Below are 13,585 nucleotides of genomic sequence, written 5' to 3' on the forward strand. Positions count from 1 at the left end.
GCCGCCTGTTAGCCCTTCCGCCGCACCGACAGCCCGGAGCTTGGGGCGCCGGTCAGCGTGTCCACGTTGTCGTTGGTGAGTTCGCCAAAGTCCGGCGCCGTGTCCACGAGGACGGTGTCGCCGTCACTGATTTCGCCCGCAAGGATGGCTTTGGCCAGCCGGTCCCCGATCTCGCGCTGCACCAGGCGGCGCAGCGGCCGGGCACCGTAGGCCGGGTCGTAGCCGGACAGCGCCAGCCATGCCTTGGCGCCGTCGGTGACGTCCAGGGTGAGCCGCCGCTCGTGCAGCCGCCGCCCCAGTTCCGCCACGTGCAGCTCCACAATGTGCGCCAGCTCCTCCACCGTGAGGGCGTCGAACAGCACCACCTCGTCGAGCCGGTTCAGGAACTCAGGCTTGAAGGACGCATTTACGGTCGCCATGACGGCATTGCGCTTGGCCTCGGCATCCATGGTCTGGTCCACCAGGAACTGGCTGCCCAGGTTGGAGGTGAGCACCAGGATTACGTTGCGGAAGTCCACGGTGCGGCCTTGGCCGTCGGTGAGGCGGCCGTCGTCGAGCACCTGCAGGAGGATGTCGAACACCTCAGGGTGCGCCTTCTCCACCTCGTCGAGCAGCACCACGGAGTACGGACGACGGCGTACCGCCTCGGTCAGCTGGCCGCCTTCCTCGTAGCCCACGTATCCCGGAGGCGCCCCGACCAGCCGGGCGACGCTGTGCTTCTCGCCGTACTCGGACATGTCGATGCGCACCATGGCGCGTTCGTCGTCGAACAGGAAGTCCGCCAGGGCCTTGGCCAGCTCAGTCTTGCCGACGCCGGTGGGGCCCAGGAACAGGAAGGAGCCGGTGGGGCGGTTGGGGTCGCTGATACCCGCACGGGCACGCCGGACGGCATCCGATACCGCGGTCACGGCCTTGGACTGGCCAATCAAACGGGTTCCCAGCTCCTCTTCCATGTGCAGCAGCTTCTGGCTTTCGCCCTGCAGCATGCGGCCGGCGGGGATGCCGGTCCAGGCGGAGATAACCTCGGCGATGTCTTCTGCGGTCACTTCCTCGGCCACCATCTGGGCGGACTTGTCGGTCACGGCGGCCTCAGCCTCGGCAGCGGCATTCAGCTCCCGCTCAAGGGCCGGAATTTCGCCGTAAAGGATCCTTGAGGCAGTTTCCAGGTCACCCTCGCGCTGGGCCTTGTCAGCGGCGGAGCGGAGCTCGTCGAGCTTGGCCTTCAGGTCACCCACCCGGTTGAGGCCGGCCTTCTCGGCTTCCCATCTGGCGTTCAGGGCTGAAAGCTCTTCTTCCTTGTCCGCCTTGTCAGCCCGAAGTGCGGCGAGGCGCTCCACGGACGCGGGATCCGATTCACCGGCCAGCGCCAGTTCCTCCATTGTGAGCCGGTCCACCTGGCGCCGCAGCTGGTCGATTTCCTCCGGAGCGGAGTCGATCTCCATCCGCAGGCGGGACGCGGCCTCGTCCACAAGGTCGATGGCCTTGTCCGGCAGCTGGCGGCCCGAGATGTAGCGGTTGGACAGGGTGGCGGCCGCTACCAGGGCGGAGTCGGCGATGGACACCTTGTGGTGCGCTTCGTACCGTTCCTTCAGGCCGCGGAGGATGCCGATAGTGTCCTCCACGCTGGGCTCGCCGACATAGACCTGCTGGAAGCGGCGTTCGAGCGCCGCGTCCTTTTCAATGTTTTCGCGGTACTCGTCCAGGGTGGTGGCACCGATCAGCCGCAACTCGCCGCGTGCCAGCATGGGCTTGAGCATGTTCCCGGCGTCCATCGAGGAGTCGCCGGTGGCACCGGCCCCCACCACCGTGTGGATCTCGTCGATGAAGGTGACGATCTGGCCCTCGGAGCCCTTGATCTCTTCGAGGACCGCCTTCAGCCGCTCCTCGAATTCACCGCGGTACTTGGCCCCGGCCACCATGGAGCCCAGGTCCAGGGAGATCAGGGTCTTGCCGCGCAGGCTTTCCGGGACGTCCTGCGCCACCATCCGCTGGGCCAGGCCTTCCACGACGGCGGTCTTGCCTACGCCGGGTTCGCCGATCAGTACCGGGTTGTTCTTGGTGCGCCGGGAGAGGACCTGGACAACGCGGCGGATTTCCGAGTCGCGGCCGATCACGGGGTCCAGCTTGCCGGCGCGGGCCATGGCGGTAAGGTCCGTGCCGTACTTCTCCAGCGCCTGGAAGGTGTTTTCCGGATCCGGGCTGTCCACTTTGCGGTCGTTGCGGATGCCGGGAAGGGCGGCAAGGAGGGCTTCGCGGGAGGCGCCGGCGTCACGCAGCGCGCGTGCCGCGGCATCATTGCCGGCGGACAGGCCCACCAGGAGCACCTCCGTGGAGACAAAGCTGTCGCCCAGGCGGTCAGCTTCTTCCTTGGCATGCTGGATCGCCTGCAGTGCGGGCCGGGACAGCTGCGCCTGCTGGCTGGAGCCGCCGGACGTGGCGGGCAGGGCCTTGATGGCGCCGCTGGCCTGGACGCTGACGGAATCGGGATCCGCGCCGGCGGCGCGGAGGAGCGCAACGGCCACGCCCTCCCGCTGGTCCATCAGCGCTTTGAGGAGGTGGGCAGGTTCCACCTGGGGGTTGCCGGCTGTTGAGGCATTCATTGCCGCGGCCGAAAGAGCCTCCTGGCTCTTGGTGGTGAATTTGACGTCCAAAGAGAGCTCCTTTCGGGGGCTTGTTGACTAAGTTGAGTCTACTACGCTCAACTTTGGACGGCGAGGTCCACTTGCCATGTTTGCCCACGGCGAAACAGCTGTCCAGAGCCGGAGGTCCCCCGCGGACAAGGCCGGCGGCGCGGCGTCACGCCCCGTACACGGCAACGGCAGCGGCTTTGACCACGAAATGCACCGTCATGCCGGGGACAAGTCCCAGGTCTGCGGAGGCGGCGGGCGTGATGTCTGCGGCGAGGCTGCCGGCGCGGACGCGGACCTGGTCCCCGTGCGGCTCCAGGTCCGTGATGGTGACGGCGAACGAGTTCCGTGGGCTGCCGTGCGCGTCATCCAGGAACACGGAAACGGCCGACGGCGGGAACACGGCAACGCCTGGACCGCCCGGCGTGCACAACCGGGCTGGATCCCGGGAACCACCGGGGTCCTCTCCGTGGCCGGCGATTTGCAGGCCCTCTTCGGTGCGCACGCCCGCCCCCTGCAGTGTTCCGGGAACGAAGTTCAGTCCGGCGAGGCCGGCGGCGAAGGAGCTGCGCGGCCGCTCCAGCACCTCCCGCGTGGGGCCTTCCTCGGCGATCCTGCCGTTTTCCAGGATGACCACCCGGTCCGCGAGGATCAGCGCGTCCAGGACGTCGTGCGTGACGATGATGGCCTGCCGCCCTGCAAGGACCCGTTTGAAGAGGCGGCGCAGCAGCGGGGCGGAGTGGATGTCCAGTGCAGCCAGCGGTTCATCGAGCAGCAGCAGCGCAGGATCGGCAGCAAGCGCCCGGGCCACGGCAACGCGCTGGGCCTGGCCACCGGAGAGCTCGGCAGGGCGGCGGAGGGCGAGGTCTTCGGCCTCCACCTCGCTGAGCCAGCGCAGGGCCTGCTGCTTGGCCTCCCGTTTAGGCACTCCGGCGCTTCGGGGACCAAAGGCGACGTTGTCCACGGCACTCAGGTGCGGAAAGAGCAGGGGTTCCTGGGCGAGCAGGGCGGTTCCCCGGGCATGGGGCGGCGTCCAGGTGCGCTTTCCGCCGTCGAGGTCGAACAGGGTCCTGCCGTTGAGTTCGGCGCGGCCGCCGTCCGGACGCAGCAGGCCGGCGACGCCGGACAAGAGCGTGGATTTCCCGGCTCCGTTGGGTCCCATCACGGCCACGGTTTCGCCGGGCCGGACCGTCAGTGAAATGTCGAAACCACGCGCGGCCACGGCTGCGTGGAATGAAAGCGTCACGGGACGTCCGCTCCTGCCGGCGCTGGCGCCGTCGTGCGTGATGCCGGGGCAGGACGAACCAGGGCGGGGCGCCGGTACGCGAGGGCCACCACTGCGACGGCCACGGCCACCAGCACCAGTGATAGGGCGACGGCGGCATCAGGGTCCGTCTCGCGCTGGAGGTAGATCTCCAGCGGCAGGGTCCGGGTGACCCCCTGCAGGCTCCCGGCGAACGTCAGCGTGGCACCAAATTCGCCCAGGCTCCGGGCGAACGACAGGACGGCGCCCGACGCAAGGCCCGGCAGGACGAGCGGCAGCGTGACGCGCCGGAAGACGGTGCCAGGGCGGGCGCCCAAGGTGGCTGCCACTGCCTCGTACCGCGAGCCTGAGGTCCGCAGCGCACCTTCGAGGCTCACCACCAGGAAGGGCAGCGCCACGAATGTCTGGGCAAGGACTACCGCCGTGGTGGAGAACGCGATCTGCAGGCCAAGCACATCCAGCGTCTTCCCCAGCAGCCCCTGCCGGCCGAACGTGTACAGCAGCGCGATCCCGCCCACCACCGGGGGCAGCACCAGGGGCAGGAGCACCAGGGACCGCAGCAGGCCCTGCAGGCGGAACGTATCCCGGGCCAGGACCAGCGCCAGCGGGACGCCGAGCACGACGCACAGCAGGGTGCTGGCCGCCGAGGTCCGCAGGCTCAGGCCGAGCGCCGTCAGCGACGGCTCCGACGTCACCAGCGGGATGAAGTGCGCCCAATCCACCTTCAGCACCATGGCCAGCAGCGGAAGCACGACGACGACGGCCGCCAGGACTGCAAGGACGCGGACCCAGCCCGGGATGCCGGAGTACGCCGGGACCCGGGTGCGCGTCTTCACCCGCTGCCGAGTGGCCACCCCTTTCCTTATCATTTGCCGCTTCCGCCAGGGGTGGCGGGCGGCCCGAATCCTGCCGCGGCGAGGACCTTTTGTCCCTCCGCGCCCGTGACCATGTTGATGAAGGCCTGTGCCGTGGCGCGGTTCCGGCCGTTGGCGACTCCGACAATCGGGTAGGTGTTGACCGCGCTCCCCGCTTCGGGGAACGCGATGCCTGCAACCCTGGACCCGGCGCCCTTGATGTCCGTGCCGTAGACCAGCCCGGCGTCGGCCTCCCCGGAGATGACCTTGCCCAGGACATCGGTGACCGCGTTTTCCTCGCTGACCGGATTCAGCGTGACACCCGCCGCGGCCGCCGCCTTGGCTGCGGCGGCCCCGCAGGGGACCTGCCTGGCGCAGATGACCAGCCTGGTGCCCGGCCGGGCCAGGTCCTTCAGCGATTGGATACCGGACGGGTTGCCAGGGGGTACTGCGATGGCCAGGGTGTTGGTGGCGAAGTCCTTTGGCGCGCCGTCCGCGAGCCGTGCGTCTTCCACCTTCTGCATGTTGGCGGCGTCTGCCGAGGCAAAAACGTCCGCAGGGGCGCCCTGGCTGATCTGGCCGGCAAGGTCTGAAGACCCCGCGAAGCTCAACGTGACAGTGGTTCCCGGATTTTCGGCTTCGAAGCTCTGGGCGAGCTGGGTGAAGGTGGCTTTGAGGGAGGCTGCCGCGAAGACGGTGATGGTGCCACCCGGTGTGGAGCCGGCGCCGGTATTCGGGGCGCCGGTATTGGGGGAGCCGGCATCCGCGGCACACCCGCCGAGTGCCGCCGGAAGGAAGATGCCCAGGGCAAGCATGGCCGCGGCAAACCGCGGCTTCAGGATGGAAACATGCCGGGTCATGCGGTGGCCCTGCCCTTCGGGGACTCGATGATAACGGTGGTTGCCTTGACCACGGCGGTGGCCACGGAGCCCGGCTCAAGGCCCAGCTCGCGCACGGCCTCGCTGCTCATCAGCGAAACCACCCGGAAGGGCCCGCACTGCAGTTCCACCTGCGCCATGACTTTGTCCGTGATGACATTTGTTACCAGCCCCACGAACCTGTTCCGGGCGGAACTGCTGCCGTTTTTAGGATCATCGGGAAGCTGGGCCAGTTTCTGCGCCTGGGCGGCCAACTCCAGGCCGTCGACGGCGAGCCGGCCGCTGGGGTCGCGGAGCGCGGTGAGCGTTCCGTGCTCCGTCCAGCGGCGCACCGTATCGTCACTGACACCCAGGAACCGGGCGGCTTCGGAAACGCGGATAAGGGCCATGAGGTGATACTAGTCCGCATATGCGGCAGCGGAAACTGCATTGAGACGCACATGAAGATGCGGGCCACCTGCGGATGCCCGGCCGGCGAAAAGACCGACGGCACTAGACTCCTTCCATGGCCATCTACATCGACCCGCCACTGTGGCCTGCACACGGAACGCACTTTTCGCACCTTGTCTCGGATGCATCGCTGGACGAGCTGCACATGTTCGCCGCCGCAGCGGGGATCCCCGAGCGGGCGTTCGACGGCGACCATTACGACGTGCCGGAACGACGCTTTGACGACCTCGTGGCGGCCGGCGCGGTCTCCGTGGAGGCACGGGTGCTGGTCCGCAAGCTCATTGCCAGCGGCCTGCGGATCCCGGCCCGCCGGCGGAACAAGTCTCTGAAGGTGCCCCTGCTGAACCGCTGGGAAGCCATCATGCCCGGCCACGACGCGCTCTTCCTGGACCTGCTGGACCGGTGGAGCGAACCCCACCGCCACTACCACGGGAGCACCCACCTGCTCTCCGTGCTGGAGGCGCTGGACCTGCTGGCGGAGCCGAATGAGCCACCGCGCACCGTCCTGCTGGCGGCCTGGTTCCACGACGCCGTGTACCGCGGCGCAGCCGGCCGCGACGAGGAGGAATCGGCCCGGCTTGCCGAAGAACGCCTCGCCGACGCCGGCCTGCCGGAGGCAGAAGTGGCGGAAACGGCGCGGCTGGTGCGCCTCACCTCGGACCACCGCGCCGGACCGGGCGACCACGACGGCGCGCTCCTGTGCGACGCGGACCTTTCAATCCTTGGCACCGGGCCGGACGAGTACGCCCGCTACGTAGCCGCGGTGCGGAAAGACTACGCGCACATCGGTGACGCCGACTTCGCAGCCGGCCGGACCGCCGTCGTGCGCCACCTGCTGGAACTGGACCCGCTGTTCCACCACCGGCGCGCCCGGGAACTGTGGCTGGACGCCGCGCACCGCAACCTGAACGGCGAGCTTGCCTGAACGCCCGCGGGGCAAAGATTCAGGCAGCTGGCGCACACCCGATAGTGGCACCGATGGCAACGCGTTCCGGGCCCCGGGCGGACGGGCCTAGCGGTACGTCCTGACGGGGTAGGTCCTGGCAAACGGCGTATTGCTGGGCACGATCTGCTTGCCGAGCGGCATCAGGGACACCGGGATGAGCTTGAGGTTGGCGATGGCCAGCGGAATGCCAACGATCGTCACGGCCATGGCGAACGCTGTCACCACGTGCCCGATCGCGATCCAGATCCCGGCCACCAACAGCCAGATCACGTTGCCCAGCAACGAAAAGACTCCGGTGCCGCCGGGCTTGTCCACCACCATCCGGCCAAACGGCCACAGGGTGTAGGCGGCGATGCGGAACGAGGCAATGCCCCACGGAATGGTGACGATCAGCAGGCAGCACACCACGCCCGCCAGGAAATAGCCCAGTGCAAGCCACAGGCCGCCGAAAACCAGCCAGATGATGTTCAGGAGTGTCTTCATGCACCCATTCTGCCCCCACCCCTCCGACAAAAACGTGGGGGACTCCCCTGATCCTGCCCTGAACCTGCTCCCTTGCGCTGCGTAAGGGCGGCAGCCGGCCCCTAGACTGTGGCGGCCGCTTTGGCGGCGTGCACGAAGGCACGGATCTTTGCCGGGTCCTTCACGCCGCGGGACGCTTCAACGCCCGAGGAAACGTCAACACCCCAGGCGTGTGCGGCGGCTGATGCCGCTCCCACGTTGGCAGCGTCGAGGCCGCCGGCGAGCACCCAATGCCGCCCTTGGAGCACGGGCAGGGCTGCAACGGAGGCATAATCCCAGGACTCCCCCGAGCCCGGCACCGCGGCATCAATCAGGAGCAGGTCCTCGCCCCAGTCCTCGAACTCATCCTGGGCGGCACCCATGGTGATGGCCCTGACCAGCTTCATGCCGGCGTCGTGCACTGTTGCAACGTCGCCGCGGGACCGCGTGCCATGCAACTGGATCCAGTGCAAGCCCGCAGCCCGGGCGATGGCGATGGCGTCAGCCACGGGCTCGTCGCGGAACACTCCGATCGGGGAGACGTCAGCGGGGACTGCCGCCAGCAGGGAGGCCGCCTGCGACGGCGAGACAACACGGGGGCTGGCGGTGAGGACAAACCCCACGGCGTCCGCCCCGGCATCCACGGCTTCGCGCACCGACTCGGGCGTGCTGAGACCACACACTTTGACGAACATTCCCGGCTCCTTCAGGCTGTTTTCGCGTTGACCCCCCGCAGGAGAGTAGCAGGGACTCGGCCCAACTGCGACGCCGGCCACACGGGGAACTAGGCTGGGCTGATGCAGATCATCCGCTTCGCAGAGCTCAAGGCCGAACCGTGGCGCAACGGCGGCGGCGTGACCCGGGAAATCGCACGCCAGGCATCCGAAGACGGCGGCTGGAACTGGCGGGTGAGCATCGCGGACGTGGCGAAGGCGGGTGACTTCTCTGTCTTCCCCGGCATGGAGCGCGTGCTGACGGTCATCGAAGGCGAACTGCTGGTCCTCACCGTGGACGGCGCCGGGCACGCGATGGAAAAGTACCGCCCGTTCCGGTTTGATGGGGGCGCCGCCACGTCAGCGGAGCTGCCTACGGGGGACATCAGGGACCTCAATGTCATTACCCGCGCGGCCGCATGCAAGGGCTACACCTCCATCATCGAGCTGTCCAAAAAGCGGGCCCACCCTCTCTTCGAAGGGCAGCTGGGGGTGCTGCTCCAGGGGCAGGCCGTGGCCAGCGAAGCCGGTGCGGAGCCGGTGGACCTGGGCCGGTATGACGCAGTGACCGGTTCGGACGAGAACTCCCCTGAGATCCTGGGGCGCGGCTTCCTGGCCGTCGTGTCGGTCGATCCGGTCGAATCCACGCCCTAGGCATCCGCGGGTGGTGAGGTTGGGCACCAACGCTGGCAGCCCGTCGCCGCGCCTTGCTATTTTGGAAACCAAGGCTCCGCACCCGAGCCTCCGGACGACGGTTCAGTACCCGGTACGCGACAAGACTGGCCAAAGGAACCGGTCATGTCGTGGTTAATCCTCGTTCTTTCGGGAGCGCTCGAGGCCGTGTGGGCAGCTGCCCTGCACCGGGCCTTCCAGGCCTCCGGACGCCGCCGCCTCGTTCCTGCCGCCGCGTTCCTCGCCGCCGTAGCGGCAAGCACGGGCGGCCTTGCCGCCGCAATGCAGTCAATTCCCACAGGGACCGCATACGCGGTGTGGGTGGGCGTGGGCGTTGTGCTCACCTCGGCCTACGCCATGGCCACCAGGGTGGAACGCCCGACGGCGGCGCGCCTGTTCCTGCTGTCCGGCATCGCCGCGTGCGTGGTTGGCCTGAAGGTGGTGGCGTGATGGTGCCGCGCACCCTTCCGTGGCTGGCGCTGTTGGCGTCCGCTGTCCTGGAGGCCGTCTGGGCCACGGCCCTGGGCCTGTCCGACGGTTTGAGCAGGCCGCTGCCCACCGCCGTCTTCGCCGTCACCGCCGCCCTCAGCATGCTGGGGCTGGGCATGGCCATCCGCAGGATTCCCCTGGGCACCGCCTACGCCATCTGGGTGGGCATCGGCGCCGCGCTGACGGTGGGCTGGGCCATGGCCACCGGGGCGGAACCTTTCAGCACCGTCAAACTGTTCTTCATCGCGGGCATCGTGGGTTGCGCGGCGGGACTCAAGGCACTGCCGGCCGGAGATAACGCTCCGGCTGCGCGCTGCAGTGACTAGGCTTTTGCCATGGACTCCCCCGAGATCACGCAGGCAGTAGACGCGCTGCGCCACCGGTTGGCGCCGGGGACGCGCGTGATCATCGGCATTGCCGGAGCGCCGGGGTCCGGAAAGTCCACCTTCGCCGCCTGGCTGCAGGGACAGTTCAGCCCCGGGGCATCCGTAGTAGTACCGATGGACGGGTTCCACCTGGGCAACGCAATTATTGACGGCACCCCGCTGCGGCAACGCAAAGGTGCCATCGATACGTTCGACGGCGGCGGCTACCTTGCGCTGCTGCGCCGCCTGGTTCGCCGGGACGAGGACGTGGTGTACGCGCCGGAGTTCCGCCGCACTATTGATGAGCCCGTGGCGGCCTCCATCGCCGTCCCCGCCGACGTTCCGCTGGTAATCACGGAGGGCAATTACCTGCTGGCGGAGCAGGGGCCATGGAAGGAAGTGCGCGCCCAGCTGGACGAGGTGTGGTTCCTGGAAACCCCGCCTGCGCTCCGGCTGCAGAGGCTGGCAGACCGGCATGTGTCGTTCGGGATGGACCGGGAAGCAGCGGTCGCCTGGGCGAACGGACCGGATGAGGCCAACGCCCGGTTGATCCAGGCCACCCGGCCGGCGGCCCACCGCATCATCCCCTGGCTGTAATTTTCAAAGCAGGAATCGACACAGGAGCATCCATGGCAAACGCACCCACGGACCGCAGCGGCACCGGACCCGGCAGCACCGTCCAGCTCGGCGACGGATTCACCGTCAGCCGCCTCGGCTTTGGGGGCATGGCCCTCACCCCCGTTTACGGCGAGGTGGATCCCGCCGAAGCACTGCGCACGCTGCACCACGCCGTTGACGCCGGCGTCAGCTTCATCGACACTGCGGACATTTACGGCGGCGGCAGCAATGAGGAGCTGATCTCCCAACTGCTCAAGGAACGGCGGGACGAGGTGCAGCTCGCCACCAAGTTCGCGCTGGTGGGCACCCCAACAGACGGTTACACGGACATCCGCGGCGACGCCGGGTACGTCCGCCAGGCCGTGGAACGGAGCCTGCAGCGGCTCGGCACGGACGTGATCGACCTCTATTACATGCACCGCCGCGACGTCCGCGTGCCCATCGAGGAAACCGTGGGGGCCATGGCCGAACTGGTGAAGCAGGGAAAGGTCAAGCATCTTGGCCTGTCCGAAGTGACGGCGCAGGAACTGCAGGACGCGTCGGCGGTCCACCCGATCGCCGCCGTCCAGAGCGAATGGTCCATCTGGAGCCGCGACGTGGAACGCAACGTGGTACCCGCCGCAGCCGCACTGGGCGTGGGCTTCGTCCCCTACTCCCCGCTTGGCCGCGGTTTCCTCACGGGCACCGTTGACACGGCAAGCCTTGGCGCCAAGGACTTCCGCCGGAACATCCCGCGCTTCGCCCCCGACGCCGCCAGCGCCAACCAGGCCGTCGTGGATGCCGTCAGGTCCGTGGCGGACCAGCTCAACGCCACGCCGGCGCAGGTGGCCCTCGCCTGGCTGTTCGCCCAGGGCAGCCGGCTCGGCCTGCCGGTCGTCCCCATCCCGGGCACCCGCAAAGCCGCCCGCATCGACGAGAACCTCGGCGCGCTGGCCCTGGACCTCACCCCCGCCCACCTGGAGGTCCTCGACGCGGCCTCGGACGCCGTCGTCGGATCCCGTTCCGCGAACCCCACGTGGGTGTCCGAAGGACGGGAATAAGCGCATTGCCGACGCCCGACAGTTTCCACCCCAACCCAAGGAGCACCATGCCTGCCATCGTCCACTTCGAAGTCCGTGTCGATCCGGCCCGCCGCGACGACGCCGCCAAGTACCTCTCCGAAACCCTTGCCGCCACCCGGGCATGGCCCGGCAACCAGGGCATCGAAGCGCTGGTTGATGACACGGACCCCTGCCACATCCTGGTGGTGGAAACCTGGGCAACCACGCAGGACCACGACGACTACGCGGCGTGGCGGAAGACGCCGGAAGGCAAAAGCGGGCTCCATGAGATCCTCGCCGCCCCGCCGTCCAAGCAGGTGTACTCGACCACCATGCCGCTCGACCTGCAGCCCTCCCTGGACTGAAGCCCATGGACTCACTTCTTTACGACCTGCCGGCGCTCACCATCCGCAGCATCTCCGTCAGCCAGATGGATAACAACGTGTACCTGCTGACCGCCAAGGAAAGCGGCGCGCAGCTGCTCATTGATGCCGCAGACGACCTTGCCGCCATCCGGCAGCTGCTGGCCGACGGTTCCGCGGACACCGGCGCCGAGGCACACCTTGCCCTGATCGCCACTACGCACCAGCACTGGGACCACGTGCGGGCGCTGAAGGAGCTGGTGGAGGCAACTTCCGCTCCAACCGCCGCCGGGGCCGACGACGCCGATGCGTTGCCTGTTCCGGTGGAACGGCGGCTTGGGCACGGGGACAAGGTAGCCGTGGACGGCTTTGAGCTGGCGGCCGTGCACCTGCGCGGCCACACCCCCGGCTCCATCGCCTTCGTCTACGAGGACCCGGAAGGCCCGGCGCACATCTTCTCCGGAGACTCGCTGTTCCCCGGCGGGGTGGGCAATACGCAGAAGGATCCGGGGCGGTTCACCCAGCTCCTGTCCGACGTCACCGGGCGGTTGTTCGACGCTTACCCGGACACCGCGATCGTGCATCCCGGCCACGGCAAGCCCACCACCCTGGGGGCCGAGCGGCCGCACCTTGGCGAATGGCGGGCCCGTGGCTGGTAGCCGGGGTCCGGAAAATTCATGAAGGACATTGCTGTCGGCACCGAACCCCAGGACAAGGGGCTGCCGGCTGCGGAGCCCATGCCGGATACCGCCCAACGTTATCGGCGGGGAATGCTTGTGGGAACGCTGGCCACGGCAGGGATCGCCATCGCGGTCCTCAGCTGGGCCAAGTGGTACCCCTATGCCCTCAAGATCCCGGTGGTGGCCCGCAGCCACTCGCTGGGCAACTCCATCCTGTCCGGCAAGGCAAGCGCGCCGCCGCCCCCGTCCTGGAACACTGCCCTTGAGTACAGCCTCGGTTACCTGGGGTCGATCTGGCAGGCGCTCGTGGCCGGCTTGCTCGTGGCCGCGGCGGTAGAGGCGTTCCTTCCGGCCCGTCGGCTGCTCGCGCTGTTCCAGGCCAGGCGCGGACCGGCGGCAAGCACGGTCTGGGGCGGACTTCTGTCGATGACGTCAATGATGTGCACGTGCTGCGCGGCACCTGTGGCTTTGAACGTCCGCCGCAGAGGGGTTCCAGTCAGCTCCGCGCTCGCGTACTGGCTGGGGAACCCGGTGCTTAATCCGGCTGCCCTGGCGTTCATGGCCTTTGTGCTGCCTTGGCAGTTCGTCGCGGTGCGTGTTGGCACGGGGGTGGTCCTTGTTTTCGGCGTCACGCTGCTGGTGGGCCGCCTGGCGAAAAGAGACCCGGGTGGCCGAACCGGAGGAGGACGTCGCCGAAACCGGAACTGCCGCCGGCGCTGTTGGCAGGTTCACCAAGGCCCTGGCCAGGTTGGCGGTGCGCCTCCTGCCGGAGTATGCGGTGGTTGTGATGCTGCTTGGCGGCTTCCGGGGCTGGCTGTTCCCTGAGGCCGGCGCACTCGCCTCGTGGGGTGTCGCCGCAGCCGTCCTGCTCGCCGTCGGCGGAACCCTGTTCGTGATTCCGACCGCGGCGGAAATTCCAATCATCGGCGCCTTGATGGCCGCAGGGGTGGGAATGGGTCCCCTGGGAGCGCTGGTGCTGACCCTCCCGGCCCTCAGCCTGCCGTCCATGCTCATGGTCCGCAGGGCTTTCCCCGGCCGGGTGATCGTTGCCATCGGGTTCGCCGTCATGGGCATGGGCCTGGTGGGCGCGCTCGCCATGACCGCACTGACGTGATCAGGACTGGCC

The 13,585-nt window shown here is 68.3% G+C and carries 16 protein-coding genes, 1 pseudogene and 1 riboswitch; of the genes and pseudogenes, 10 read left to right on the forward strand and 7 right to left on the reverse strand.

Features of this window, described 5'->3' with window-relative positions:
• Nucleotides 1-8: 8 nt before the first annotated feature.
• The 5 genes from clpB to AB0313_RS08435 form a co-directional block, all read right to left on the reverse strand.
• Nucleotides 9-2,651 carry an ATP-dependent chaperone ClpB gene (gene clpB / locus AB0313_RS08415; RefSeq protein WP_366304825.1) on the reverse strand — a complete coding sequence of 881 codons (2,643 nt, stop codon included), beginning with the start codon at nucleotides 2,649-2,651 and terminating at the stop codon, nucleotides 9-11.
• 145 nt (nucleotides 2,652-2,796) lie between these two features.
• Nucleotides 2,797-3,873, reverse strand: a complete 1,077-nt coding sequence (locus tag AB0313_RS08420) for an ABC transporter ATP-binding protein (protein WP_366304827.1) — start codon at nucleotides 3,871-3,873, stop codon at nucleotides 2,797-2,799.
• Nucleotides 3,870-4,760: an ABC transporter permease gene (locus tag AB0313_RS08425; protein ID WP_366304829.1), complete on the reverse strand. Its 891-nt coding sequence runs from the start codon at nucleotides 4,758-4,760 to the stop codon at nucleotides 3,870-3,872. The genes AB0313_RS08420 and AB0313_RS08425 overlap by 4 nt, the downstream gene beginning before the upstream one ends.
• Complete coding sequence (gene modA, locus AB0313_RS08430; protein WP_366304831.1) at nucleotides 4,757-5,605, reverse strand: molybdate ABC transporter substrate-binding protein; 849 nt, start codon at nucleotides 5,603-5,605, stop codon at nucleotides 4,757-4,759. The genes AB0313_RS08425 and modA overlap by 4 nt, the downstream gene beginning before the upstream one ends.
• Nucleotides 5,602-6,012 (reverse strand): TOBE domain-containing protein, encoded by a 411-nt coding sequence (locus AB0313_RS08435; RefSeq protein ID WP_366304833.1) that lies wholly within the window; start codon nucleotides 6,010-6,012, stop codon nucleotides 5,602-5,604. The genes modA and AB0313_RS08435 overlap by 4 nt, the downstream gene beginning before the upstream one ends.
• 116 nt (nucleotides 6,013-6,128) lie before the next feature.
• On the opposite strand from AB0313_RS08435, the gene AB0313_RS08440 reads away from it, so the two are divergent.
• On the forward strand, nucleotides 6,129-6,998 hold the full coding sequence (locus AB0313_RS08440; RefSeq protein ID WP_366304835.1) for a DUF4031 domain-containing protein: 870 nt from the start codon (nucleotides 6,129-6,131) through the stop codon (nucleotides 6,996-6,998).
• Between the two features lie 87 nt (nucleotides 6,999-7,085).
• Here AB0313_RS08440 and AB0313_RS08445 read toward each other — a convergent pair whose 3' ends face one another.
• Nucleotides 7,086-7,502: a YccF domain-containing protein gene (locus AB0313_RS08445; protein WP_141945546.1), complete on the reverse strand. Its 417-nt coding sequence runs from the start codon at nucleotides 7,500-7,502 to the stop codon at nucleotides 7,086-7,088.
• A 101-nt stretch (nucleotides 7,503-7,603) separates the two neighbouring features.
• Nucleotides 7,604-8,215, reverse strand: a complete 612-nt coding sequence (locus AB0313_RS08450) for a phosphoribosylanthranilate isomerase (protein ID WP_141945544.1) — start codon at nucleotides 8,213-8,215, stop codon at nucleotides 7,604-7,606.
• Between the two features lie 102 nt (nucleotides 8,216-8,317).
• Between AB0313_RS08450 and AB0313_RS08455 the strand changes: the two genes are divergently transcribed.
• The 9 genes and pseudogenes from AB0313_RS08455 (at nucleotide 8,318) to AB0313_RS08495 (ending at nucleotide 13,573) form a co-directional block, all read left to right on the forward strand.
• Entirely contained in the window at nucleotides 8,318-8,887 is a 570-nt protein-coding gene (locus tag AB0313_RS08455) for a HutD family protein (RefSeq protein WP_366304838.1), read from the forward strand.
• 68 nt (nucleotides 8,888-8,955) lie between these two features.
• A riboswitch (guanidine-III (ykkC-III) riboswitch) is annotated at nucleotides 8,956-9,021 on the forward strand.
• Nucleotides 9,022-9,031: 10 nt separating this feature from the next.
• Nucleotides 9,032-9,355 carry an SMR family transporter gene (locus tag AB0313_RS08460; RefSeq protein WP_366304840.1) on the forward strand — a complete coding sequence of 108 codons (324 nt, stop codon included), beginning with the start codon at nucleotides 9,032-9,034 and terminating at the stop codon, nucleotides 9,353-9,355.
• Complete coding sequence (locus AB0313_RS08465; protein WP_366304842.1) at nucleotides 9,355-9,720, forward strand: multidrug efflux SMR transporter; 366 nt, start codon at nucleotides 9,355-9,357, stop codon at nucleotides 9,718-9,720. The genes AB0313_RS08460 and AB0313_RS08465 overlap by 1 nt, the downstream gene beginning before the upstream one ends.
• Nucleotides 9,721-9,729: 9 nt before the next feature.
• Nucleotides 9,730-10,356, forward strand: a complete 627-nt coding sequence (locus AB0313_RS08470) for a nucleoside/nucleotide kinase family protein (protein ID WP_366304844.1) — start codon at nucleotides 9,730-9,732, stop codon at nucleotides 10,354-10,356.
• A 32-nt stretch (nucleotides 10,357-10,388) separates the two neighbouring features.
• Nucleotides 10,389-11,417: an aldo/keto reductase gene (locus tag AB0313_RS08475; protein WP_141945533.1), complete on the forward strand. Its 1,029-nt coding sequence runs from the start codon at nucleotides 10,389-10,391 to the stop codon at nucleotides 11,415-11,417.
• 47 nt (nucleotides 11,418-11,464) lie between these two features.
• Nucleotides 11,465-11,782, forward strand: a complete 318-nt coding sequence (locus AB0313_RS08480) for an antibiotic biosynthesis monooxygenase family protein (RefSeq protein WP_366304846.1) — start codon at nucleotides 11,465-11,467, stop codon at nucleotides 11,780-11,782.
• A gap of 5 nt (nucleotides 11,783-11,787) precedes the next feature.
• The gene (locus AB0313_RS08485) at nucleotides 11,788-12,438 is read left to right on the forward strand and encodes an MBL fold metallo-hydrolase (RefSeq protein WP_141945529.1); all 651 of its coding nucleotides are present in this window, start codon (nucleotides 11,788-11,790) and stop codon (nucleotides 12,436-12,438) included.
• Between the two features lie 111 nt (nucleotides 12,439-12,549).
• Nucleotides 12,550-13,059, forward strand: a pseudogene (locus tag AB0313_RS08490) (permease); the annotation flags it as partial.
• Between the two features lie 67 nt (nucleotides 13,060-13,126).
• The gene (locus AB0313_RS08495) at nucleotides 13,127-13,573 is read left to right on the forward strand and encodes a hypothetical protein (RefSeq protein WP_366304936.1); all 447 of its coding nucleotides are present in this window, start codon (nucleotides 13,127-13,129) and stop codon (nucleotides 13,571-13,573) included.
• The last annotated feature ends 12 nt before the right edge of the window (nucleotides 13,574-13,585 follow it).

Source organism: Pseudarthrobacter sp. NPDC080039, from assembly GCF_040702335.1.
GTDB lineage: Bacteria > Actinomycetota > Actinomycetes > Actinomycetales > Micrococcaceae > Arthrobacter > Arthrobacter enclensis_A.

Coding starts and splice junctions, on each gene's coding strand:
- AB0313_RS08480 (WP_366304846.1), top strand. CDS start 11,465: ATGCCTGCCATCGTCCACTTCGAAGTCCGTGTCGATCCGGCCCGCCGC.
- AB0313_RS08465 (WP_366304842.1), top strand. CDS start 9,355: ATGGTGCCGCGCACCCTTCCGTGGCTGGCGCTGTTGGCGTCCGCTGTC.
- AB0313_RS08475 (WP_141945533.1), top strand. CDS start 10,389: ATGGCAAACGCACCCACGGACCGCAGCGGCACCGGACCCGGCAGCACC.
- modA (WP_366304831.1), bottom strand. CDS start 5,605: ATGACCCGGCATGTTTCCATCCTGAAGCCGCGGTTTGCCGCGGCCATG.
- AB0313_RS08470 (WP_366304844.1), top strand. CDS start 9,730: ATGGACTCCCCCGAGATCACGCAGGCAGTAGACGCGCTGCGCCACCGG.
- AB0313_RS08425 (WP_366304829.1), bottom strand. CDS start 4,760: ATGATAAGGAAAGGGGTGGCCACTCGGCAGCGGGTGAAGACGCGCACC.
- AB0313_RS08455 (WP_366304838.1), top strand. CDS start 8,318: ATGCAGATCATCCGCTTCGCAGAGCTCAAGGCCGAACCGTGGCGCAAC.
- AB0313_RS08460 (WP_366304840.1), top strand. CDS start 9,032: ATGTCGTGGTTAATCCTCGTTCTTTCGGGAGCGCTCGAGGCCGTGTGG.
- AB0313_RS08435 (WP_366304833.1), bottom strand. CDS start 6,012: ATGGCCCTTATCCGCGTTTCCGAAGCCGCCCGGTTCCTGGGTGTCAGT.
- AB0313_RS08450 (WP_141945544.1), bottom strand. CDS start 8,215: ATGTTCGTCAAAGTGTGTGGTCTCAGCACGCCCGAGTCGGTGCGCGAA.
- AB0313_RS08485 (WP_141945529.1), top strand. CDS start 11,788: ATGGACTCACTTCTTTACGACCTGCCGGCGCTCACCATCCGCAGCATC.
- AB0313_RS08440 (WP_366304835.1), top strand. CDS start 6,129: ATGGCCATCTACATCGACCCGCCACTGTGGCCTGCACACGGAACGCAC.
- AB0313_RS08445 (WP_141945546.1), bottom strand. CDS start 7,502: ATGAAGACACTCCTGAACATCATCTGGCTGGTTTTCGGCGGCCTGTGG.